Consider the following 23,579-nt stretch of genomic DNA (forward strand, 5'->3'; position numbering starts at 1 on the left):
TTAACGTCTGGCAGCGGGCAGTTTCGCCGCCTTGTTTACGTCATACCACCAGGTATCGAACCCAAGGGAGTAGACGGGGCGAATGCCGGGCATGGAAAATTTATCCCAATAGGCGACGCGATCGGCTGCCATGTACCACATTGGCAGCATGTAAAAGTTCCAGGTCAGCACGCGATCCAGCGCGCGTCCGAGCGGAAGTAACTTCTCTTTATTTCCCTGCCAGCGGTTGATCTGCGCGATCAGATTATCGACCGCCGGGTTTTTGACGCCGGCAGCATTATACGAAGAGTCGATGTATTGTGAGCTCCAGGATATCTGCAAATCACCGCTCGGCCACGGTTGCGCGCGCCACAGACTCGGCATCATGTCATAGTCGCGGCTGCGCAGACGATTGGTGGCCTGCGAGTTATCGACCTGGCGCACATCCATATTGATGCCAAGCCGCGCGAGGTTGTGCTGAAACGGCAAAACCCACTGCGTATTGCCGCCGGAGGGGAGTAGCAGTTCAAAGGTGAAAGGCTGGCCGGTTTTGGCATTAACGCGCTGCTGATTTTTCAGTATCCAGCCGGATTCAGTGAGCAGTTTATCGGCTTTCAGCAGGTTTTCGCGGTCGTAGCCGTCCGCGTTGGATTTCGCGGGCGAATAAATCGAGGTAAACACTTCCGGCGGCACCTGTGCTTTTAGCGGCGCCAGAAGCGTCAGTTCATCGGCGTCGGGGTAGTTGCGCGCCGCATATTCGGTGTTCTGAAAATAGCTGTTGGCGCGGCTGTATGCCCCGTAGAACAGTGCTTTGTTCATCCATTCAAAATCAAAGGTCAGCGATACGGCTTCGCGCACGCGGCGATCGCTAAATACCGGACGCGTGGTATTAAACGCCAGCCAGCGCGTATCCTGCGCGGAGGTGTTGGGCTGCTCATCTTTAACGATATAGCCACGGCTGAAATTGCTGCCGATATAGCGCGTCGCCCAGTTTTTCGCATCGCCTTCGCTGCGCAGGTCGTAAGCACCCGCTTTGAAAGCTTCAAACGCCACGTTGTCATCGAGGTAGTAGTCGTAACGAATATTATCGAAATTCCAGCGCCCCCGATTCACCGGTAAATTAGCCGCCCAGTAATCGCGAACGCGGGTATAGGCAATATATTGCCCCATGCGCCAGGTGCTGATGCGATACGGCCCGCTGCCCAGCGGCGGCTGGGCGAGCGGATCGCTCAGCTTATGATCTTTCCAGAATTTCTCCGGCATAACGGGCAGCGTTAACAGGCTGAGCATGTCCTCTTTACCCGGTGTCGCCAGCACAATGCGCACGGTCAGCGGCGAAATAGCTTTGACGGTCGTGCCTTTGTAGACCAGACGGAACTGCGGCACACCTTCGGTCATAAATTTCTGAAAGGTAAAGGCGACGTCGCTGGCGCGGATGGGTGAACCGTCATGAAATATTGCCCGCGGATTGATGCTGATCTCCATCCATGAATAATCATCAGCGTAGCGTGCCATTTCGGCGACCAGCGGGTAATAGCTCCCGGGCTCATCGTCCGAGGTGGTAAACAGGGCGTCGTAGAGCGCTTCAGTGCGCACCGCTGGGTTCCCGCGTAATGCGTAGCGGTTGAAGTTATCAAACGTGCCAATGACGGACAGCGTGACGTTACCGCCTTTAGGCGCGGCGGGATTGACGTAATCAAAATGGGAAAAATTAATCGCGTATTTGGGTTCGCCAATAACGGCAAATGAGTAGCTCTCTTTTATGGTTTGCGCCTGACATGTCAGGCCGACAAAAGCCAGCAATAAAGCTGAAATGCGCACAAACTTCATCCGGTGTGTTCCTTTGACCTGCAACGCGACAGGCTCGCTAACTACTTATCATTGAATAATAAGGGAGGCCTGGTCTGATGTGAAATTATTCACGCTAAAGCATTCTGGTGAACTCTGGCGGATGCCACGCGACAAATTGCTCCAGCGTCAGTGGGCGGCTGAAGAAATAGCCCTGCATGTAATGAATGCCATGTTCGCGTAGCCACCTGGCTTGTTCTGGCGTTTCGACACCTTCGGCAACCGTGAGCATATTTAACCGCTTCGCCAGCGTGAGGACGGCGTCGAGCACCGGCGATGTCACGGTTTCGGTGCCGATGGCGTTAACGAAACCACGGTCGATTTTCAGATAATCAAGCGTAAAGCGTTCCAGATAAATCAATGCACTGTGCCCGGTACCGAAATCGTCAATAGCGATTTCATAACCTTCGTTGCGCAGCGAATCAAACAGTTTGGTCACTTCCGTATAGCGCAGCATATCCCGCTCGGTAATTTCCAGCACGATACTGAAATGGTGCGGGGGCAGGGAGTGAGCGAAGTCGCGTATATCGTCAAGGAAATTGGCAGCATGCAAATGGCCTGGCGCGATATTAACGCCCATTTTTGCGCCTGGCGGGAGCAGTGTTTGTAATACCGGCGCATCGCGAGCAATGAGATCAAACAGATGCAATGTCAGCGGCACAATAAGCTGCTGCGCTTCGGCAAAGTGAATAAAAGCGTCAGGCGATATTTCTCCCGCGGTGGGATGCCGCCAGCGCATCAGCACTTCGATACCCGTCACTTTTAAATCTTTCGCGCCGATAACGGGCTGATAAACGACATAAAACTGGTCGCGCTTAATCGCGGTGAGGATCTCTCTGCCGGGGCGCAATTGCGTATTAAGAATGAAGGCGCTCAGCAATGCTGCCAGCATGCCAAAGGTGGCTCCCAGCAGTGCGGCGAACTGTATATCTTCCGGACGCCACTTTTCTGCATAGAGATAAAGTGTGATTGGCGAACCTTCAATCCGGGTGGTCAGAAAAGGGGACTGAGGCATATTGCTCAGGTTAATAAGCCCGCTGGAAAACGTGGAGACAGCCCGATCGCCAATACCCAGGGCGATGCCGGTTAGATCCGGCTGCTGCGAGGTGTAAAGTCTGTAGGGGGTCAGATTGATGTTCAGCGTAGCGAATACGCCGCGATGATCCAGTAATGGGCTGCGAAACCAGAGCGCAATAGCGGGTTTATCCGGCATCATCGGTGTTCCGGGTAAAAACACCATATCGCTGGTTTTATCGAGATCGATTTCCGGTACCAAATCTTTCATCGCAAGGCTCATCTCGCCGGTGGCCGAGGAGCAAAAGGCGTAGCGATCTTTTACCAGTAAAAAAGCACGCACGTTCATGCTGAATGCGGCACGGGAAGTGAGTTCGCCGGCGACGGCGTGGCAATCATTCAGCGTGAGTGGTTGGAGCGATTCGGCAGTGGCGCGGATATCGTTGAGATAATCCGAAAGCCAGGACTGCATATTAGTCAGCAGCGTATCGTATCGGGCTTCCCGCCGTTGTTGTTCGAACCAAAACTGACAGCCACTCGCGATTAATGCTGAGAACAGACCGATAAGCAGGCTGGTCAGCAAAATTTTTCGATTAACTGAAAAATGGCGGGTGAACATGGCGTTGGGCCCATTGTAGGTGCTCGGGGCGGCGTGGTAACAGAGTCGGACTATAACCTGAAAAGATTCGTATAGCATAACGCAGACATAAAAAAACACTGCCGGAGCAGTGTTTTTTTATACTTAACGCCAGCCAAGGGAAAACCGGCATTAAGCAATTAGCTGCGTGTCAGGATGCGTCGCGCTTCGTTGTAACGCTTCTTCCAGTACGGCTCATCCATGCTTGAAATCATGACACCGTTGCTGGTGGAAGCATGAACAAATTGATTATTACCAATATAAATGCCAACGTGTCGGCCGGTAGAACCTGCGCGGAACAGAACTAAGTCGCCGGTGCGCAAACTGGTGCGCGAGATGGACTTGCCTGTTTCCTGCTGTTCCCAGGTGGAACGCGGCAGTTCTAAACCAAACTGTTCACGGAAAGTGCGCTGCACAAAGCCGGAACAATCGATGCCTTTTTTGGTGTCGCCGCCCAAACGGTAGCGAACGCCTTTCCAGTCAGCATACTGATCCATAATGCGGCCTTTTACGTCCAGATTACGAACCATATTTTCAAATTCATCCTGAGAGGCTTGCAGTGAAGAGTTGTCTTCGCCCACAGCAAGCGTCTCAGAATGCACGTTCTTTGCGGTATTTGTAGAACAAGCTGAAAGCAGAACCGCTACTGCAATCGCGGGTATCGCCCGCACGATATATCTCAAAATCGGCTGAGATTTGACCATGTTGCTTATTTTCCCTTGAAGTCCTTAACGATAAATATCGTTATAAAAAATGCCAACGCAGCGAGATTAATTATCTGAATGCATCGAGACAAATGCTCTGACGTAATTTTGTGGAAGAACGCACAAATTTACGCGCAATGAGAATAAGAGCACTCTTTGCGACAAGACGAACCGAGGTTACCTGAACATCTTCGGCATGGCGAGCGGTTTTCTTTAATTTTTTATAAGAAATTATGATACAGAAAGTGAATTCTCAGGATTGAATAAAAAATAATCAATTTAGCTTAAATAGCGTGCAAAATGCTCTTTTATAGGCAGATTGCCGTGACGAGAAAATGACAAAATTAGGGAAAAGCCGGGATTACGCATCAGGAATCGAAAACGATCCCTGATGAATGCGTGTTATTGATAATCGGAAGTTGTTTAAATTTTGTTATTTCCGGGCAGGAAATGATCAAACGCAGAAATAATTTTGTCGCTAAGTGATGTTAACAGACACCACGGCAGACCGATCAAAACAGCCGAAAGAGAACCGATAGCAATATCAGTAAACCAGTGCGCGCCAATCATCACGCGCGGGAAGGCGAAAACCACAAAAATAATCAGGGAAACCCCAAACGCTTTTCGGCCAAAATATCGCCACATTACACCAGCAAAAATAAGCAGCATCATGCCGTGATCGCCAGGGAAGCTGTCTTTCGAGGCATCTTTGGTGGGGAAGTCGAGCAAATCGCTAACCCGGTGAATATCGGTAAAGAACAGCGACGGGCTGGCGCGTTTGACGGGCATCAGATGTTGCGCCAGTTGATTGATCACCACGGCTATCAGCAGCATCGTCAGACCAATCATCAGGATACGGCGTCGTCCACTTGCATCCTCTTTTACCCAGAAAGTGAGCATTAAACAGCCCATCGCCAGCAGCGAGCAGGCGTCAAAAGCGCGGTTATTGGTTAGCGCCACCAGCCACAAATAAGCGCGGTTTTCCACCAGACCCTGGTTGAAAAAATGGAACATCGCGGCGTCCAGCGGAAACCAAAAACCGTGGTTAGCGGGTAAGTACCAGGAAATAAATAGCGCCAGTCCTGCGGCGTTCAACAGTAAAATGAGCGGTAAACGAGTTTTCATTACGAGTCTATTTTCAATTAACACGGCGGCAACGTTAGTGTTACTGACTTAAACGAAGCTTCAACAAAGCGGACTGAAGTGTGTTCCAGTCTGCCTCCGAGGCGGTGATAAGCTCGATACGGCTGTCCGGCGGCGCGACGTTTTGCGTTTCGATATGCAGATCCTGCCCCTGGCGGTTAACGCGCAGCAATCCTTCCGGAATGCGCATCACCCCTTTAACCCGTTCAACAGGCGCAAGCCGCGCCCACTCCAGCAAACCGATGGTGTCAAACACCGTCTCTTCATCAAAAATCCAGCCGCAGGCGTGATGGCCCTGGCCGCTGTTAAGGCTGCGGCGCCAGCGTTGATGCGCTGGCAAGCTTAATGCCGCGAGACCTTTCTTCTCGTCGTGAGTATGGTTATGCGCGGCATTGGAAGGCAGCTCACGCAGGTTACGGCGAGGAAGATCAAGCAGTGCGCCGTCAATTACGCCCTGGGTCGCGCTAACCTGTAAGCGATCGCCGCCAAACTCGGTCCACCACGTCTCCAGCGCCTGCTGGCTCTGCGGTGTGGCGCGATCTTGTTTATTGGCGACAACGACATCTGCCGCCGCTAACTGGTCGCGAAAGTTTTCGTTGGTGAGTGCTTTTTCATCCAGTAACTGGCGGGGATCGAGCAAGCAGAGCGTTGCACGCAGGTCTATCCATGGCTCATACACCGGCGCGGTGAGCATATCGAGGATCTGTTTTGGGTGGCCCAGGCCTGTCGGTTCAATCAACAAGCGGTCAGGTTTCCCCTGGCGCAGCAATGTATTGAGACCCACCTGCATCGGCAGGCCATTCACGCAGCACATACAGCCGCCCGGGATCTCTTTAAGCAGCGCACCGCTGTCAGCCAGCAGCGCGCCATCAATGCCGACTTCACCAAATTCATTCACCAGCACGGCCCATTTTTCCTGCGGGTCTTTATTGGCCAGCAAATGCAAAATCGACGTGGTTTTGCCGCTTCCGAGAAAGCCGGTGATGAGGTTGGTTTTGGTCACAAGTGCTCCAGGCGTCAACGAAATGTAAGGGTGACTGACGATCTTGGCGAAAAAAGTGCGAAAAGAGAAGGGCGCGGACGGCGTAAAAGCACTAACCGTCCGCTTAAGTAGCAGAAATTGTTAATTATCGAGTGCGCGCTTCACCGCTGCATGCGCACCTTCGGTGGTGAGCGTCTGCCATGCGTGATTAATGGCATTAACAAACGTCGGGTTGTGCGGCAGGTCGCTACCGAAAATCTCTTTCAGTGTCAGCAGGGCCGTTACGCGTTCATCGACGCTGCTGGTTTCAACAATCGCGTGAATTTTATCCGCCAGCGGATCGCGAATATCAATGCTGTTACCGGCGTCATCCACGCCGCTGACATAGCGCATCCAGCCCGCAATGCCCAGCGCTAACAGCGGCCACGGCGTTTCGCGTTGCAAATGTACCCGAACGCCGTCCAGCATACGCTGTGGCAGCTTCTGGCTGCCATCCATGGCGATTTGCCAGGTGCGGTGCTTCAGCGCCGGGTTTGAAAAACGGTCGATCAGGCTATCGGCATAGGCGGTGAGATCAACGCCGGTAATGCGCAGCGTCGGGGCTTGTTCCTGGAGCATCAGGCGGCGCACTGCCGTGCGGAAGACCTCATCCTGCATGCAATCATTAATATGCGCGAAGCCTGCCAGGTAGCCGAGATAGGCCAGAAAAGAGTGGCTGCCATTGAGCATGCGTAACTTCATCTGCTCCCACGGCTGTACATCCTGAACCAGTTGTACGCCAGCCACTTCCCATTCGGGACGTCCGGCGACGAAATTATCCTCAATTACCCACTGAATGAACGGCTCACAACTGATGGCGCACGGATCAAATACGCCCAGCGCTTCGCCAATTTCCGCCAGTGATTCATCTGTTGCCGCCGGAACAATGCGATCCACCATGGTGGCCGGAAAGCTCACATTCTCCTCTATCCACTGCGCCAGTTCCGGTGAACGGGTTTGCGCCATTCCGAGTACGGCATTTTTAACAATATGACCATTGTCGGGAATATTATCGCAGGAGAGCACGGTAAAGGGCGGCAGCCCGCGTTCACGGCGACGGGAGAGCGCCTCAACCAGAATCCCCGGCGCTGAGTGCGGTTCGCCCGGATGCTGGAGATCGTGTGCAATGCGCGGCTGCTGCAGATCCAGTTTGCCGCTGGCAGGATCGATGCAATAGCCTTTTTCGGTAATTGTCAGGGAAACAATCGCCACCTGCGGTTCGCAAAACTTTTCAATAATGGCGGGCAGCGAATCAAGTTTCGCGTTCAGACATTCGTTCACCGCGCCAATGATTATCGGCTGGTTCCCCTCCGCCCCTTTTTCCAGCACGGTGTATAAATGATCCTGCTCGCGTAACTGAGACATGAGCACATCGCCGCTGAACAGGCTGATTTCACAGATCCCCCAATCGCCACCTTGCGCGTTCAGCACCCGGTTGGTCAGCAGCGCCTGATGCGCGCGATGAAATGCGCCAAAACCAAAATGCACAATTCGCGAGCGCAGTTGTGTGCGGTCATACTGGGGTTGCTGTACGCTGGCGGGCAGCGTTACGGAGGCGATTGTCTTCATCTATATACACCTGATTAACCAATAATTAACAATGTGCAGTGTAAAGTTATATGACAGCAAAAAGAATTGGTATGCCGTAATTATCCGGGGAATGTGAGCTGGATCAATCATTGCTGTGGGAAGATTTGACCGCTGCAATTAAGCATGTATGGTAGTCGTCATATGTTTGTGTGTATTGGTATAACAACTTTGTAGAGGGTAAGGCAATGGAACAAACCTGGCGTTGGTATGGACCGAACGATCCGGTGTCGCTTGATGATGTGCGTCAGGCAGGCGCGACGGGCGTCGTGACCGCACTGCACCATATCCCGAACGGCCAGGTGTGGCCGGTAGACGAGATCAAAGCGCGTCAGGCGCTGCTGGCGGAAAAAGGGCTTGTCTGGTCGGTGGTCGAAAGTATTCCGGTGCATGAAGATATTAAAACTCATACCGGGCAGTACGACACCTGGATTGCCAACTATCAGCAAAGCATCCGCAATCTGGCTGCCTGTGGCATTGATACCGTGTGCTACAACTTTATGCCAATCCTCGACTGGACGCGTACCGATCTGGAATATGAACTGCCGGATGGTTCCAAAGCGCTGCGTTTTGACCAGATTGCTTTTGCCGCGTTCGAGCTGCATATCCTGAAGCGCAAAGGCGCCGAAGCTGATTACAGCGAAGAAGAGCAGCGTCAGGCGCAGGCTTACTTCAATGCCATGACGGAAGCGGAAGTGGAAAAGCTGACGCGCAATATCATTGCTGGTCTGCCGGGCGCTGAAGAGGGGTATACCCTGGAACAGTTCCATGCACGCCTTGCCGAATATGACGGCATCGACAAAGCACAGTTGCGTGAAAATATGGCCTATTTCCTACGCGCTATCGTGCCGGTTGCGCAGGAAGTGGGTGTACGTATGGCGGTTCACCCGGACGATCCGCCGCGCCCGATCCTCGGCCTGCCGCGTATCGTTTCTACTATTGAAGATATGCAGTGGCTGAAAGACGCGGTAGACAGCATCAATAACGGTTTCACCATGTGCACAGGTTCATACGGCGTGCGTGCGGATAACGACTTAGTGCGGATGATCGAGACGTTTGGCGATCGCATTCACTTTACGCACCTGCGTTCCACCTGCCGCGAAGATAACCCGAAAACGTTCCATGAAGCCGCGCATTTGCAGGGTGATGTGGATATGGTGTCGGTGGTTGCCGCCATTCTTACCGAAGAGCAGCGCCGCATGAAAGCCGGTGATTTGCGCCCGATCCCGTTCCGCCCGGATCATGGTCACCAGATGCTTGACGATCTGCGTAAGAAAACCAACCCAGGTTACTCGGCGATTGGTCGCCTGAAAGGGATGGCGGAAGTGCGCGGCGTTGAGCTGGCGCTGAAGAAAACGCTGTTCCGCGATCTGTTGTAATTAGATTTATCGTCGGAAAATAAAAAGCCACTTCAATGAAGTGGCTTTTTTCATGCATCACGCTTATCAGTCGGCGCGGCCCATATAGCGGCGCTCTTCGATATGAATACGGATTTTCTCGCCGGTGGTCAGGTATTCCGGCACCTGGACAACCAGACCGGTGGTCAGGGTGGCCGGTTTAGTGCGCGAGCTGGCGGAAGCACCTTTGATGCCTGGTGCGGTTTCCACAATTTCCAGATCCACCGTCTGCGGCAGTTCGAGCGCCAGCAACTGGCCATCCCACAGCAGAACCTGCATATCCGGCATACCGCCTTCCGGAATAAACAGCAGCTCTTCTTCAATCTGCTCTTTATTGAAGGTGTATGGCGTGTAATCTTCTTTATCCATAAACACGTATTCATTGCCGTCAACATAAGAGAAGTCGACAAAACGACGGTTCAGGGTCACGGTATCAAGGATATCGTCGCCTTTAAAACGCTCTTCCACTTTCAGCCCGGTACGGACATCGGAAAAACGCATTTTGTAGAGCGTTGCTGCGCCACGGGCGCTCGGTGACTGAATGTCAATATCTTTCACAATCAGCAGTTTGCCGTTGTAATTCAGCACCATACCTTTTTTAATTTCGTTCGCTCTTGGCATTGCAAGGGTCCTGTAAATTGAAAATAACGAAAATATCGCGACAAACTACTCGCGAGGGACTTTTCAGGCAAGTGGAATCGGAGAGTTTTGCGTTCAGAGGGCAAAAGATGGTAGCTTGCGCCCTGCACGCGCAGCCCCGCGCGCCTGATAATAGAGAACGTTTATGGAATGCCGCCCGGACTGCGGAGCCTGCTGTACCGCCCCGTCCATCAGTAGCCCGATACCCGGCATGCCTGACGGGAAGCCCGCTAATACGCCCTGCGTTCAGCTTGACGCGCAAAAGCGCTGCAAGATATTCGGCTCGCCGCTGCGCCCAAAAGTGTGCGCCGGGCTGCAACCCAGCCGTGACATGTGCGGCGCAAACCGCGAGCAGGCGATGGTTTACCTGCTCGATCTTGAGCAACAAACCGCGCCTTAAATATCTTTTATCCGGCTCAGGCAAACCTGCGTAACCAGCGTCATCGCCAGCGCAATCCAGAACACCGCGTGATAACTCCAGATCTCTGCCACCACGCCAGCCAGCGAACCGGCGATGATCCAGCCGACGCGCGTGGTATTAGTATAAAGGGTGGTGGCTGAACCCGCCTGGCCAGGCATCAAATCCTGAAAATAGAGCATGCCAATCCCGGCAAGAATGCCGATATAAATCGCGTTCAGCAGTTGCAAAGCAAGCAGCACCACGGGCGTATGCACCGTCAACATTCCGGCATAAAAGAAGATGCCCGCCACGGCGCTGACGCGCATCAGAAAGCGTTTGCCGAAGCGCTTAGCGTAATACCCGGCTATCAGCATGGTGGGGATTTCCAGCCCGGCAGCAGTACCCATCATCACGCCTGCCAGTTTCTCCGGCAGATGCAGCTCATCAATAATGAACAGCGGCATATTAATAATATAAAGGCTGTTAGTACCCCACATCAGCGTACAAATCACGAACAACAGCAGCGCATCGCGGCGGTGAGTGCGTGGTGCTTCTATTACCGCCGATTTCAGCTTCGGCTCTTTACGCATGGTTGGCAGGAACAGCCACACCATTGCGCCGCAGACAATAAAGGCTGCCGCCGCACACAAATACATGGTGGAAAAACCAAAGCCCATCGCCAGCGCGTAGGCCAGCGGTGGGCCAATCACCCACGCCAGGGAGACTTGCGCACGGAGTATCGAACTGAACATCACGGCTTCACGCCCGGTGCGATCCGCATGTTCACGCGCAAGGGCAAACATTTGCGGGTTCGCTGTTGAGCCGAAACTGCTGAGGAACACGCCGACAAACAGCAAAACAAAGTAGTTACGGTTCCAGGCGAACAGCACACAGGCCAGCACGCCGAGCAGGCAACAAAACACAATCAGCGTTTTGCGATCGCCTTTGCGATCGGAACGTCCGGCAAGAAACTGGCTTACCAAGATGCCTATCACCGCGCTACCGGTGAAAAAGAAGCCCACCATCGCCGGGCGAACGTGCACTTCATTGGTTAAAAACAGGCTCAGCGTCGGTGTTTGTAACGCACCGGCAATCCCCGTTAAAAAGGCGACGATCAGGAATGCCGTTGAGGTGAAATCAAATGCGCCGGGACGGGCAGCGGCGGGAGAATTTTGCATGTTAAATGAGATCCAATAGCGAGACGCGGAGTGTACGCCGCTGCATGAAAAAAACACAGCCTGCTAAGTAAAATTTGCGACAAAAAATCCAAATCTCTTTCCGGGGTTTTTATAAAGGCTGACGAAAGCTGAAAGTGGATTGCTGAACAGAAAGTCTGCTTCAGCAAATTTGCCTTACGCGCGACCGAAATGTGCTGAACCTCAAAATTCTGCAATGCCAAATGAGAGAATTCTTGCTTACAGAAGAAAAAAAGTGAATGCTCCTTGAAACGTTTCAGCGTCATCGCGTTATGTCTGAACAACGGCGGTGACGCACTATTTCTCAACCTAGCTGAAACGATTCAAGTCAGCGAGAGAGGGTCACATGTTCCAGTTATCCGTTCAGGACATCCATCCAGGCCAGCAGGCCAGCAATAAAGAAGATGCTATCCGCCAGATTGCGGCGGCACTGGCAGCAGCAGGCAACGTCGCCGACGGTTACGTCGACGGTATGCTGGCGCGCGAAGGGCAAACGTCCACCTACCTTGGCAATGGTATTGCTATTCCACACGGCACCACCGACACGCGCGATCAGGTGCTAAAAACCGGTGTGAAAGTCTTCCAGTTCCCGCAGGGCATCCTCTGGAGCGAAGGGCAGGTGGCGTATGTCGCCATCGGTATTGCCGCCAGCTCCGATGAACATCTTGGCCTGCTGCGTCAGCTGACACATGTGCTGAGCGATGATTCTGTCGCCGCACAGTTGCAGTCCGCCACCTCTGCTGAAGAGCTGCGCGCACTGCTGATGGGCGAAAAACTGAGCGCATCACTCAAGCTGGATAATGAAACCTTAACGCTCGATGTTGCCGCCAGCGATCTGACGACGCTGCAAGCGCTGAACGCTGCGCGCCTGAAAGAAGCGGGTGCAGTTGATGCTGCGTATGTTACTCGCGCCATTAACGACAAACCGCTGAACCTGGGTCAGGGCATCTGGCTGAACGACAGTGCTGAAGGCAACGTGCTGAGTGCTGTTGCAGTGAGCCGCGCAGCTACCCCGTTTGAGGTGGAAGGTGAGCGTGCGGCGCTGCTGGTCAGTGTTGCGATGGCCGACGAACAGCCTGTTGCGGTGCTCAAGCGTCTTAGCGATCTGCTGCTTAACAATAAAGCCAACCTGTTGCTGAATGCCGACGCCGCCACGCTGCTGGCGTTGCTGAGCAGTGATGATGCGGTGGCTGAAGACCTGCTGAGCGAGGAGTTTGTCGTGCGTAACGAACACGGTTTGCACGCGCGTCCGGGCACCATGCTGGTCAACACCATCAAGCAATTTAACAGTGAAATTACCGTCGCCAACCTTGACGGTACTGGCAAACCCGCGAATGGACGTAGTCTGATGAAAGTTGTTGCACTTGGCGTGAAAAAAGGACACCGCCTGCGTTTCACCGCGCAGGGTGATGATGCTGAACAGGCGCTGAAAGCGATTGGCGAAGCCATCGCTGCTGGTCTGGGAGAGGGCGCATAAATGAGCAGACGTGTCGCTACGATCACCCTGAATCCGGCCTATGATCTGGTGGGTTTCACCCCGGAAATTGAACGCGGTGAAGTTAACCTTGTGCGCACCACTGGCCTGCATGCCGCGGGTAAAGGGATCAACGTCGCAAAGGTACTGAAAGACCTTGGCATTGATGTCACCGTGGGTGGCTTCCTCGGTAAAGATAACCAGGACGGCTTTCAGCAACTGTTCAGCGAGCTGGGCATTGCTAACCGTTTCCAGGTGGTGCAGGGGCGTACCCGCATCAACGTCAAGTTGACGGAAAAAGATGGCGAAGTAACGGACTTTAACTTCTCCGGCTTTGAAGTCACCCCGGCTGACTGGGAACGCTTTGTTAACGATTCGCTGACCTGGCTTGGTCAGTTCGACATGGTTTGCGTGAGCGGTAGCCTGCCGTCGGGCGTCAGTCCGGAAGCCTTTACGGACTGGATGACGCGCCTGCGTAGCCAGTGCCCGTGCATTATCTTCGACAGCAGCCGCGACGCGCTGGTAGCCGGTCTGAAAGCCGCGCCGTGGCTGGTGAAACCAAACCGCCGTGAGCTGGAAATCTGGGCGGGCCGTAAATTACCAGAATTGAAGGACGTTATTGAAGCCGCTCATGCGCTTCGCGAACAGGGGATCGCCCATGTGGTGATTTCACTGGGCGCAGAAGGCGCGCTGTGGGTTAACGCTTCGGGCGAATGGATCGCCAAACCGCCGTCAATGGAAGTGGTAAGCACCGTTGGCGCAGGGGATTCAATGGTCGGTGGGTTGATTTATGGTCTGCTGATGCGTGAATCCAGTGAACATACATTACGCCTGGCCACCGCTGTTGCTGCACTGGCGGTAAGTCAGAGTAACGTAGGTATTACCGATCGTACCCAGTTAGCCGCGATGATGGCGCGAGTTGACTTAAAACCCTTCAACTAACAGCAGGAGAGGCATAATGAAAACGCTGCTGATAATCGACTCCGAACTCGGGCAGGCCCGCGCCTATATGGCGAAGACCTTGCTGGGCGCGGCGGCGCAGAAAGCAAATCTGCAATTTATTGATAACCCAGGCGAAGCGGAACTGGCTATCGTGCTGGGTAGCAAGCTGCCTGGCGACAGTGCGCTGGACGGGAAAAAGGTCTGGCTGGGCGATATCAATCGCGCAGTCGCCCACCCGGAACTGTTCCTGAGCGAAGCGAAAAACCACGCGTCGGTGTATGTCGCGCCTGCTGCAGCGGCGACAGCCGTGACCAGTAGTGGCCCGAAACGCATTGTTGCGGTCACTGCCTGCCCGACAGGTGTGGCACACACCTTTATGGCGGCGGAAGCTATCGAAACCGAAGCGAAAAAACGCGGCTGGTGGGTGAAAGTGGAAACCCGTGGCTCCGTGGGTGCGGGTAATGCCATCACTCCGGAAGAGGTTGCGCAGGCGGATCTGGTGGTGGTTGCCGCTGACATCGAAGTCGACCTGGCGAAATTTGCCGGTAAGCCGATGTACCGTACGACAACAGGCCTGGCGCTGAAGAAAACGGCGCAGGAACTGGATAAAGCCGTCGCGGAAGCGAAGCCTTATCAGCCGTCGGGTAAACCCTCTGCTGATGCTGCTGAAGGTAAGAAAGAGAGCGCGGGCGCATACCGTCACCTGCTGACGGGCGTTTCCTACATGCTGCCGATGGTGGTGGCGGGTGGTCTGTTAATTGCGCTCTCCTTCGCATTCGGTATTACCGCGTTTAAAGAAGAAGGCACGCTGGCGGCTGCGCTGATGAAAATCGGTGGTGGTTCAGCCTTTGCCCTGATGGTGCCAGTGCTGGCGGGCTTTATCGCGTTCTCCATCGCCGACCGTCCGGGTCTGACCCCGGGTCTTATCGGCGGTATGCTGGCGGTCAGCACCGGTTCGGGTTTTATCGGCGGTATCATTGCCGGTTTCCTCGCGGGCTACCTGGCGAAAGGCATCAGTAAAGGTCTGAAGCTGCCACCAAGTATGGAAGCGCTGAAACCGATTCTGATCATTCCGCTGGTTTCCAGCCTGATTGTCGGTCTGGCGATGATTTACCTGATCGGTACGCCGGTGGCGAAAATCCTCGCGGGTCTGACCTCCTGGCTGCAAACCATGGGCACGGCTAACGCCGTCCTGCTGGGCGCAATTCTCGGTGGCATGATGTGTACCGACATGGGTGGTCCGGTCAACAAAGCGGCATACGCTTTTGGTGTGGGTTTGCTGAGTACGCAAACTTACGCGCCGATGGCGGCGATTATGGCTGCCGGTATGGTGCCGCCGCTGGCGATGGGTCTGGCGACCATTGTTGCCCGCAACAAGTTCGATAAAGGTCAACGTGAAGGCGGTAAAGCGGCGCTGGTACTGGGTCTGTGCTTTATCTCCGAAGGGGCTATCCCGTTCGCCGCCCGCGACCCGATGCGTGTTCTGCCGTGCTGTATCGCCGGTGGTGCGCTGACCGGTGCTATCTCCATGGCGATTGGCGCGAAACTGATGGCACCGCACGGTGGTCTGTTTGTGCTGCTGATCCCAGGCGCTATCACGCCGGTACTGGGCTACCTGCTCTCTATCGTCGCGGGTACGCTGCTGGCGGGTCTGGTGTATGCCTTCCTGAAACGGCCAGAAACAGAAGCCGTAGCGAAAGTAGCATAAGAAATTGCCGACATCCGGGAAATGAGAAGGGCCGCTTAGCGGCCCTTTTTTTATGCGGTGGCTTCAGCGGTTTGCTGCGCCTTCAGCCAGGCAATCTCTTCGGCCCAGATATCCGGATTAATGGTTTCCAGGATCATAGGAATGCCATCGAAACGTGCGTCACGCATGATCCAGCGAAACGCGTCATGCCCGATATTCCCTTCGCCGAGGCTGTGGTGGCGGTCAACGCGGCTACCAAAAGCACTTTTGGCGTCGTTCAGATGCATACCGCGCAGATACTGGAAACCGACCACACGATCGAATTCCGCAAAGGTGTCTGCCGTGGCTTGTTCAGTGCGTAAATCATAGCCTGCGGCAAACGCATGGCAGGTATCAATGCAGACACCAACGCGGGATTTGTCTTCCACACCGTCAATAATCGCCGCCAGATGCTCGAACTTAAACCCCAGATTGCTGCCCTGACCGGCGGTGTTTTCAATCACGGCGGTGACGCCTTCGGTTTGCGCCAGCGCAATGTTGATGGACTCGGCAATACGCGCCAGACATTCATCCTCGGGGATCTGCATTAAATGGCTGCCGGGGTGGAAGTTCAGCAGGCTCAGCCCCAGTTGCTGACAACGGCTCAGCTCATCAATAAACGCGTCGCGGGATTTTTCCAGTGCATCAGCCACCGGGTGACCCAGGTTAATCAGGTAGCTGTCGTGCGGCAGGATCTGACCGGGTGTGAAGCGGTATTTTTCGCAGGCGGCTTTGAATTCGTCGATGGTTTCCGGACTCAGCGGCGCGGCCCGCCACTGGCGCTGGTTTTTGGTAAACAGCGCAAAGGCGGTCGCGCCAATCTCAGCCGCGCGAATGGCGGCATTCGCCACGCCGCCGGAGGCGCTCACATGCGCACCAATATATTTCATAAAAACTCCTGTTAAACCCGCCAGGGGAAAACGCTCATCATAGCGGGTCAACAGGGAGGAGATGTAGTGGTTTATGCCATCAGGTGGTGAACGGCCAGGTTAATGGCGCCCCCGCCGACAATCAGCCAGACAAACAGAATCAGCCCCATGACCAGCGGTTTTGCCCCGGCATTCTTCAGCGCGCTGACGTGTGTGGTCAATCCCAGCGCCGCCATCGCCATCGCCAGCAGCAGCGTATCCAGCGTGTTCAGCATGTTCACCATCGATGCTGGCAGCAGATGAAACGAGTTAAACACCGCGACAGCCACAAAGCCCAGCGCAAACCACGGAATAGTCAGCTTGCTTTTTTCTGCCCCTTGCTGCGGGCTGAGCTGTTTAACGCGTGCGGCCAGCAGCAGTAAAAACGGTGCCAGCATCATCACGCGCAGCATTTTGGCAATCACGGCGGCATTTTCCGTTTCCGGGCTGATAGCGTGTCCGGCGGCAACCACTTGCGCCACTTCATGTACCGTTGAACCTACCCAAATGCCATAGGTTTCCGGGCTAAACCACTGTGCAAGCAGCGGATAGAGTGCCGGGTAAATAAAAATCGCCAGCGTACCGAAAATCACGACTGTGGCGACCGCAACCGTCACTTTACTGGCTTCCGCTTTGACCACCGGTTCGGTTGCCAGCACGGCTGCCGCACCGCAAATACTGCTACCTGCACCAATCAGCCAGCTGGTTTTTTTATCCAGCCCGAATACTTTTTGCCCAAGAAAACAGGCCAGCAAAAAAGTACTTGATAGCGTCAGCACATCGATGGCGATACCGCTGACCCCCACGTCGGCAATTTGCGAAAACGTCAGGCGAAAACCATAAAGAATGATCCCCAGTCGTAACAGGTGCTGTTTAGCGAACAGTACGCCGCCGTCGCAACGATGGTGCCAGGCGGGGTAGAGCGTGTTGCCAAGCAGCATGCCGATAAGAATAGCCAGCGTTAAGGCACTCAATCCAAGACCTGCGACTGAAGGAATCGATCCAAGCCATAATGCGGCGGCGGTAATCAGGCCGGTCAACAGCAAGCCGGGAACAAAATGCCATGCCGGATGGCGTCGAGTCTGTAACGTGATTTCTGTCATAACCTTCTCCTCTCAATGGCGAAAAGGTTAAGGCGAACTGGTTTAAAGGTAAAATTGATTATATATTTATAATCAATCTTTATAAGTGGTAAGTGACCTCTATGCATATAACGTTACGTCAGCTTGAAGTCTTTGCTGAAGTGCTGAAAAGCGGCTCCACCACCCAGGCTTCGCAGCAGTTAGCGCTCTCGCAATCTGCGGTTAGCGCGGCACTGACCGATCTTGAAGGCCAGCTGGGCGTGCAATTGTTTGACCGCGTGGGTAAACGGCTGGTGGTGAATGAACACGGGCGTTTGCTCTATCCCCGCGCGCTGGCAGCGCTTGAACAAGCGACAGAAATCGAGCAACTGTTTCGCGAAGATAACGGTGCTATCCGCGTATTCGCCAGTAGCACGATTGGTAATTACATCCTGCCGGAGGTGATTGCCCACTACCGCCGTGATTTCCCCGATCTGCCGCTGGAACTGAGCGTGGGTAACAGCCAGGACGTTATCAACGCGGTCGCGGATTTCCGCGTTGATATCGGTTTAATCGAAGGTCCGTGCCACACGGCGGAAATTATCGCCGAGCCGTGGCTGGAAGATGAGTTGGTGGTGTTTGCTCCGCCGTCATCCCCACTGTTACAAGGTCGCGTAACGCTGGAGCAACTCGCCGCTGCACCGTGGATCCTGCGCGAACGCGGCTCCGGCACACGCGAAATCGTCGACTATTTACTCCTCTCGCATCTGCCGCAGTTTCACCTGGGCATGGAGCTTGGCAACTCCGAAGCCATTAAGCACGCGGTGCGTCACGGGTTGGGCATTAGCTGCCTGTCGCGGCGCGTCATTGCCGAACAACTGGAAACCGGCAGCTTAAAGGAAGTGCCGATTCCGCTGCCCCGTCTGGTGCGCACGCTGTGGCGTATCCACCATCGTCAGAAGCACCTCTCCAGCGCACTAAACCGCTTTATTCGCTACTGCGAGATTTGATTGCACCATCAGCAGGCGTCTGCACCGTTTTGGTGGTGCAGACGTAGCGCTGCAACCTTCGATTCATCCCTCAACCTCCCGAATATCACGCTCCGTCAGAATATATCGTATTGGCACATTAGTTGCAGAAAGTGATTCAAAGAATCTTTTGTTTCATGAGCGATGAGGTGTTGATGATGAAAACGTGGATGAAGGCCGCCGCGGTGGCGACAGTAATGATGGCTTGCGCCTCGCAGGCGATGGCGGATCAATTACAGGATATTCAGCAGCGCGGCGTATTGCGTGTGGCAGTACCGCAGGATTTCCCGCCGTTTGGCTCTGTCGGCACCGATCTCAAACCGCAGGGTTACGACATTGATATGGCCGAATACCTGGCAAAAGGCATGAAGGTGAAACTGCAACTGGTGCCCGTAACCAGCGCCAACCGCGTGCCGTATCTGCAAACGCATAAAGTTGACCTGGTGATTTCCAGTCTTGGCAAAAATGCGGAGCGCGAAAAAGTGATCGACTTCAGCCGTGCCTATGCACCGTTCTTCCTTGGCGTGTTTGGCCCGAAAGAGGCCACGGTGACCGATGCGAAAGGGTTAAGCGGCAAATCCATCGGCGTTACCCGCGGTGCCGTGGAAGACATGGTGCTGAGCGATATCGCGCCGAAAGATGCCGACGTGAAGCGCTACGAAGATAACAACACCACGCTTTCTGCTTATATGTCCGGCCAGGTGCAGTATCTCGCCACCGGTAATGTTGTTGTGGCGGCAATTGCGCGGCAGAACCCGCAAAAAGCGCCGGTCAGCCAGTTTATGCTGAAAGATTCGCCGTGCTATATCGGGCTAATGAAAAACGAACCAGCGCTGAAAGCGGAAGTCGACAAGCTGGTTGAGCAGGCGCTGAAAGAGGGCGAGCTCAACAACTTGTCACAGAAATGGATGCAAGCGCCGTTACCGGCCAACTTTGGCGCGTAACGCATGACGACATCGCTTGATTTCGCCGCGCTCTGGCCGTTCTGGCCGGAGCTGCTGGCAGGGCTCTGGACCACGGTGACCTTAACCACGCTGGCGACGGTTGGCGGTGTGCTAATAGGCATCGTCGGTGCGGCGCTGCGTAGCGGTAAACCCGGCGTGATGAGTGCCATCTGGGGCGCGTACGTTGAGCTTATCCGCAACACGCCTTTTGTGGTGCAACTGTTCTTTATTGTGTTTGGTTTGCCGGGCCTCGGGCTGAAGCTCACCGCCGGTGAAGCGGCGCTGATCGCCATGCTGGTTAACCTTGGCGCCTACAGCACGGAAATTATCCGCGCCGGGATCCAGGTCGCGCCGAAAGGGCAGTGGGAAGCTGCTCGCGTACTGGGGCTTAGCAAATCGCAAACCTTCTTACGGGTGATTTTGCCCCCCGCGCTGAAACGCATTTATCCGGCGCTGGTGAGCCAGTGCATTATCGTCATGCTGGGTTCCTCGGTGGTGTCGCAAGTCTCTTATGAAGAGTTGACCTTTATGGCCAACCTGATTCAGTCGCGCACGTTTTTAAGTTTTGAAGTCTATTTTGTCACCACGTTGCTGTATCTGATGCTGTCGCTGTTGATGCGCCAGCTACTGCTGGCAATCGGGCGCAAATGGCTGGGGAGCGAGAACTGATGAGTACGTTTACCGACTGGGATATTCTGCGCAACCTGCTGCTGGCGGCGCGCTGGACGGTGCTGCTGTCGCTGATCGCCTTTGTTTGCGGCACGCTGGTGACGCTGCCGCTGCTGGTGTTGCGCATTAGCCGCTGGCGTTTACCAAAACGGTTTATCAGCGCCTATGCCGCGCTATTTCAGGGCACACCGCTGTTGATGCAACTGTTCCTCGCTTTTTTTGGCCTTGCGCTGTTTGGTATTGATGTCAGCGCGTGGACGGCGGCGACGCTGGCGCTAACGCTGTTTACCAGCGCCTTCCTGCTTGATATCTGGTACGGCAGCATCAACGCGCTGCCAAAAGGGCAGTGGGAAGCCTGCCGCTGTCTGGGTCTGAGTTTTGGTCAAACGCTGTTTCGCGTGATTGCGCCGCAAGCCATTCGAATCGCCATTGCGCCGACGGTGGGCTTTTCCGTGCAGGTCATTAAAGGCACCGCGCTGGCGTCGATTATCGGTTTTGTCGAACTCACCAAAGCCGGCACCATGCTTAACAACGTCACCTTTGCACCATTCAAAGTGTTCGGGCTGGTGGCGTTGGGTTATTTCCTGCTGTGTTATCCGCTGTCGCGCTACAGCCGCTATCTGGAGAAGAAATTCCATGCCGCTCATCACCATTAATGAAGTGCAGAAATATTATGGCGACAACCATGTGCTGAAGGGCGTAAGCCTCGACATTGAAATGGGCGAAGTGGTGTCGATTATTGGCCGCAGCGGTTCGGGCAAAAGCACCTTACTGCGTTGCATGAACGGACTGGAAGGCTACCAGGATGGCAGTATCAAACTGGGCGGTATGACGGTAACGGACCGGGAATCGCAGGCGCGTGAAATCAGCCGCTCAGTGGGAATGGTATTCCAGAGCTTTAATCTGTTCCCGCATATGACGGCGCTGGAAAACGTGATGCTGGCACCGCGCCGGGTGTTGAAATTGCCTGCTGACGAGTGCCGTCGCCTTGCCATTGAGATGCTGGAGAAAGTGGGGCTTGGCGAGCGTATCGACTACTCTCCGGCCAATCTTTCCGGTGGCCAGCAGCAGCGCGTGGCGATTGCCCGTGCGCTGGCGATGAAACCGAAAGTGCTGCTGTGCGATGAAATCACCTCGGCACTGGATCCAGAACTGGTCGGCGAGGTGCTGCGCGTACTGGAGCAGCTTGCTCGTGAAGGCATGACGCTGATTCTGGTGACCCATGAAATGAACTTTGCCCGCGAAGTGGGCGACCGCGTGGTGTTTATGCATCAGGGAAAAGTCTGGGAGCAGGGTGACAGCAAGGACTTTTTCACGCAGCCGAAAACACCGGAACTGCAGCAGTTTATCGCCTCGGTACGCGGTCTGAATTGATCTTTCTGCTCCCGCATCCGCGCGGGAGCTTATTTACCGCCTCGCAACATCGCCCATTCACTGCTTTACTTATAATCCGTTGCCGATCATGAAGGTCTCTAATAAGAGGCGTTTTATGCCGGAAGGCCTGCGTTTCGTTTGCTACAATCGCGCCTCATTTTTTGGATGGATAGCATTTTCTTATGGTTTCCGAAACTAAAACCACAGAAGCGCCCACGCTTCGTCGAGAACTCAAAGCGCGTCATCTGACGATGATCGCCATTGGCGGTTCCATCGGTACAGGTTTGTTTGTCGCATCAGGGGCGACCATTTCTTCAGCGGGCCCTGGCGGCGCGTTGTTCTCCTATATTCTGATTGGCCTGATGGTCTATTTCCTGATGACCAGCCTCGGTGAACTGGCGGCGTTTATGCCGGTTTCCGGTTCGTTCTCCACCTATGGTCAGAAATATGTTGAAGAGGGGTTCGGCTTCGCGCTGGGCTGGAACTACTGGTACAACTGGGCGGTGACCATTGCCGTTGACCTTGTGGCGTCGCAATTAGTCATGACCTGGTGGTTCCCGGACACGCCAGGCTGGATCTGGAGCGCGCTGTTCCTCGCGGTGATTTTCCTGCTTAACTACATCTCGGTGAAAGGCTTTGGTGAAGCGGAGTACTGGTTCTCGCTGATCAAAGTCGCCACCGTCATTATCTTCATCATTGTTGGTGTGATGATGATTGTCGGTATTTTCCAGGGGGAAAAACCGGCCGGCTGGAGCAACTGGACGATTGGCGATGCGCCATTTGCCGGTGGTTTTTCCGCCATGATCGGTGTGGCAATGATTGTCGGTTTCTCTTTCCAGGGCACTGAGCTGATTGGTATCGCGGCGGGTGAATCGGAAGATCCGGAGAAGAACATCCCGCGCGCGGTGCGTCAGGTGTTCTGGCGTATTCTGCTGTTCTATGTGTTTGCGATTTTGATTATCAGCCTGATTATTCCGTACACCGATCCGAGCCTGCTGCGCAACGACGTGAAAGATATCAGCGTCAGCCCGTTCACGCTGGTGTTTGAGCATGCGGGTCTGCTCTCGGCGGCGGCGGTGATGAACGCGGTGATCCTGACGGCGGTGCTGTCGGCGGGGAACTCGGGCATGTACGCTTCCACGCGTATGCTTTACACGCTGGCGTGTGACGGCAAAGCGCCGCGCATTTTCGCGAAATTATCGAAAGGCGGCGTGCCGCGTAACGCGCTGTATGCCACCACGGTGATTGCCGCGCTGTGCTTCCTGACCTCAATGTTTGGCAACCAGACCGTGTATTTGTGGCTGCTGAACACCTCCGGTATGACCGGTTTTATTGCGTGGCTGGGGATTGCCATTAGCCACTACCGTTTTCGCCGCGGCTATGTGGCGCAGGGGCATTCGCTGGATAACCTGCCGTACCGTTCAGGTTTCTTCCCGCTGGGGCCGATTTTCGCCTTCGCTTTGTGCCTCATCATCACGCTTGGACAGAACTATCAGGCTTTCCTGGCCGATAGCATTGACTGGGGCGCCGTTGCGGCGACGTATATCGGCATCCCGCTGTTCCTTATTATCTGGTTAGGCTATAAATTTTCCAAAGGAACCCGTTTCGTGCGTTATAGTGAAATGGAGTTCCCGGAACGTTTCACGAAATAAATTCACTCTTTAGCCCTCTGTATGGAGGGCTTTTTTTTGCTCTGCCTGTTGCCTTTAGATTTACATCTCACACGACTGACAGAGACTTTTTTTAAGGTTTTTTAGTGCGCCCTTCGGGGGCGAAATGAGTGTCGCTTCCTGTGAAAGCGTATATTTTGTGCCCCTGTCCTGGCTTCGCTATCAGATCTCTGCGCCAACGAACCTATACTTCTCCTGATATCCACAAGTGTTATCGA

Annotated in this window: 21 protein-coding genes; 11 read left to right on the forward strand and 10 right to left on the reverse strand. The window is 54.4% G+C overall.

Annotated elements, in window-relative coordinates; all coding sequences use genetic code 11:
* From M8Q36_RS14155 to M8Q36_RS14180, 6 genes are all read right to left on the reverse strand, one after another.
* Positions 1 to 1,809 carry an extracellular solute-binding protein gene (locus tag M8Q36_RS14155; protein ID WP_249881290.1) on the reverse strand — a complete coding sequence of 603 codons (1,809 nt, stop codon included), beginning with the start codon at positions 1,807 to 1,809 and terminating at the stop codon, positions 1 to 3.
* 94 nt (positions 1,810 to 1,903) lie between these two features.
* A complete protein-coding gene (gene pdeN / locus M8Q36_RS14160; RefSeq protein WP_249881291.1) occupies positions 1,904 to 3,460 on the reverse strand; it encodes a cyclic di-3',5'-guanosine monophosphate phosphodiesterase PdeN in 1,557 nt (518 codons plus the stop codon).
* A gap of 158 nt (positions 3,461 to 3,618) precedes the next feature.
* Entirely contained in the window at positions 3,619 to 4,182 is a 564-nt protein-coding gene (gene mepS / locus M8Q36_RS14165; RefSeq protein ID WP_017458539.1) for a bifunctional murein DD-endopeptidase/murein LD-carboxypeptidase, read from the reverse strand.
* A gap of 423 nt (positions 4,183 to 4,605) precedes the next feature.
* Entirely contained in the window at positions 4,606 to 5,307 is a 702-nt protein-coding gene (locus M8Q36_RS14170; protein ID WP_249881292.1) for a phosphatase PAP2 family protein, read from the reverse strand.
* 40 nt (positions 5,308 to 5,347) lie between these two features.
* Positions 5,348 to 6,328: a CobW family GTP-binding protein gene (locus M8Q36_RS14175; protein WP_249881293.1), complete on the reverse strand. Its 981-nt coding sequence runs from the start codon at positions 6,326 to 6,328 to the stop codon at positions 5,348 to 5,350.
* Between the two features lie 120 nt (positions 6,329 to 6,448).
* Positions 6,449 to 7,915: a mannitol dehydrogenase family protein gene (locus M8Q36_RS14180; protein ID WP_249881294.1), complete on the reverse strand. Its 1,467-nt coding sequence runs from the start codon at positions 7,913 to 7,915 to the stop codon at positions 6,449 to 6,451.
* A gap of 206 nt (positions 7,916 to 8,121) precedes the next feature.
* Between M8Q36_RS14180 and uxuA the strand changes: the two genes are divergently transcribed.
* Positions 8,122 to 9,312, forward strand: a complete 1,191-nt coding sequence (gene uxuA / locus M8Q36_RS14185) for a mannonate dehydratase (protein WP_249881295.1) — start codon at positions 8,122 to 8,124, stop codon at positions 9,310 to 9,312.
* Positions 9,313 to 9,378: 66 nt separating this feature from the next.
* Here uxuA and yeiP read toward each other — a convergent pair whose 3' ends face one another.
* Positions 9,379 to 9,951, reverse strand: a complete 573-nt coding sequence (yeiP, locus tag M8Q36_RS14190) for an elongation factor P-like protein YeiP (RefSeq protein ID WP_017458534.1) — start codon at positions 9,949 to 9,951, stop codon at positions 9,379 to 9,381.
* A gap of 163 nt (positions 9,952 to 10,114) precedes the next feature.
* On the opposite strand from yeiP, the gene M8Q36_RS14195 reads away from it, so the two are divergent.
* Positions 10,115 to 10,369 (forward strand): YkgJ family cysteine cluster protein, encoded by a 255-nt coding sequence (locus M8Q36_RS14195; RefSeq protein ID WP_017458533.1) that lies wholly within the window; start codon positions 10,115 to 10,117, stop codon positions 10,367 to 10,369.
* Here M8Q36_RS14195 and setB read toward each other — a convergent pair.
* Positions 10,366 to 11,547: a sugar efflux transporter SetB gene (gene setB, locus M8Q36_RS14200; protein WP_249881296.1), complete on the reverse strand. Its 1,182-nt coding sequence runs from the start codon at positions 11,545 to 11,547 to the stop codon at positions 10,366 to 10,368. The genes M8Q36_RS14195 and setB overlap by 4 nt on opposite strands.
* A 364-nt stretch (positions 11,548 to 11,911) precedes the next feature.
* Here setB and fruB point away from each other — a divergent pair, with 364 nt between their 5' ends.
* The 3 genes from fruB to fruA are packed head-to-tail and all read left to right on the forward strand — an operon-like array spanning position 11,912 to position 15,689.
* Entirely contained in the window at positions 11,912 to 13,042 is a 1,131-nt protein-coding gene (gene fruB, locus M8Q36_RS14205; protein ID WP_249881297.1) for a fused PTS fructose transporter subunit IIA/HPr protein, read from the forward strand.
* Positions 13,043 to 13,981 (forward strand): 1-phosphofructokinase, encoded by a 939-nt coding sequence (gene fruK, locus M8Q36_RS14210; RefSeq protein ID WP_045514123.1) that lies wholly within the window; start codon positions 13,043 to 13,045, stop codon positions 13,979 to 13,981.
* A 16-nt stretch (positions 13,982 to 13,997) separates the two neighbouring features.
* Positions 13,998 to 15,689 (forward strand): PTS fructose transporter subunit IIBC, encoded by a 1,692-nt coding sequence (fruA, locus tag M8Q36_RS14215; RefSeq protein WP_249881298.1) that lies wholly within the window; start codon positions 13,998 to 14,000, stop codon positions 15,687 to 15,689.
* A 50-nt stretch (positions 15,690 to 15,739) separates the two neighbouring features.
* On the opposite strand, the gene nfo is transcribed toward fruA, so the two are convergent.
* Both nfo and M8Q36_RS14225 read right to left on the reverse strand, forming a co-directional pair.
* Positions 15,740 to 16,597 (reverse strand): deoxyribonuclease IV, encoded by an 858-nt coding sequence (gene nfo, locus M8Q36_RS14220; RefSeq protein ID WP_249881299.1) that lies wholly within the window; start codon positions 16,595 to 16,597, stop codon positions 15,740 to 15,742.
* Positions 16,598 to 16,668: 71 nt separating this feature from the next.
* Entirely contained in the window at positions 16,669 to 17,718 is a 1,050-nt protein-coding gene (locus tag M8Q36_RS14225; protein WP_249881300.1) for a YeiH family putative sulfate export transporter, read from the reverse strand.
* A 101-nt stretch (positions 17,719 to 17,819) separates the two neighbouring features.
* Between M8Q36_RS14225 and yieE the strand changes: the two genes are divergently transcribed.
* From yieE to M8Q36_RS14255, 6 genes are all read left to right on the forward strand, one after another.
* The gene (gene yieE, locus M8Q36_RS14230; protein ID WP_249881301.1) at positions 17,820 to 18,686 is read left to right on the forward strand and encodes a DNA-binding transcriptional regulator YeiE; all 867 of its coding nucleotides are present in this window, start codon (positions 17,820 to 17,822) and stop codon (positions 18,684 to 18,686) included.
* Positions 18,687 to 18,862: 176 nt separating this feature from the next.
* Positions 18,863 to 19,648 (forward strand): transporter substrate-binding domain-containing protein, encoded by a 786-nt coding sequence (locus M8Q36_RS14235; RefSeq protein ID WP_502825492.1) that lies wholly within the window; start codon positions 18,863 to 18,865, stop codon positions 19,646 to 19,648.
* A gap of 3 nt (positions 19,649 to 19,651) precedes the next feature.
* Complete coding sequence (locus M8Q36_RS14240; protein WP_249881302.1) at positions 19,652 to 20,317, forward strand: amino acid ABC transporter permease; 666 nt, start codon at positions 19,652 to 19,654, stop codon at positions 20,315 to 20,317.
* Positions 20,317 to 20,973 carry an amino acid ABC transporter permease gene (locus M8Q36_RS14245; RefSeq protein ID WP_045514135.1) on the forward strand — a complete coding sequence of 219 codons (657 nt, stop codon included), beginning with the start codon at positions 20,317 to 20,319 and terminating at the stop codon, positions 20,971 to 20,973. The genes M8Q36_RS14240 and M8Q36_RS14245 overlap by 1 nt, the downstream gene beginning before the upstream one ends.
* On the forward strand, positions 20,954 to 21,691 hold the full coding sequence (locus M8Q36_RS14250) for an amino acid ABC transporter ATP-binding protein (protein WP_249881303.1): 738 nt from the start codon (positions 20,954 to 20,956) through the stop codon (positions 21,689 to 21,691). The genes M8Q36_RS14245 and M8Q36_RS14250 overlap by 20 nt, the downstream gene beginning before the upstream one ends.
* A gap of 182 nt (positions 21,692 to 21,873) precedes the next feature.
* Entirely contained in the window at positions 21,874 to 23,343 is a 1,470-nt protein-coding gene (locus M8Q36_RS14255) for an amino acid permease (RefSeq protein ID WP_020454390.1), read from the forward strand.
* The last annotated feature ends 236 nt before the right edge of the window (positions 23,344 to 23,579 follow it).

The organism is Kosakonia sp. R1.Fl (assembly GCF_023516815.1).
Lineage (GTDB): Bacteria > Pseudomonadota > Gammaproteobacteria > Enterobacterales > Enterobacteriaceae > Kosakonia.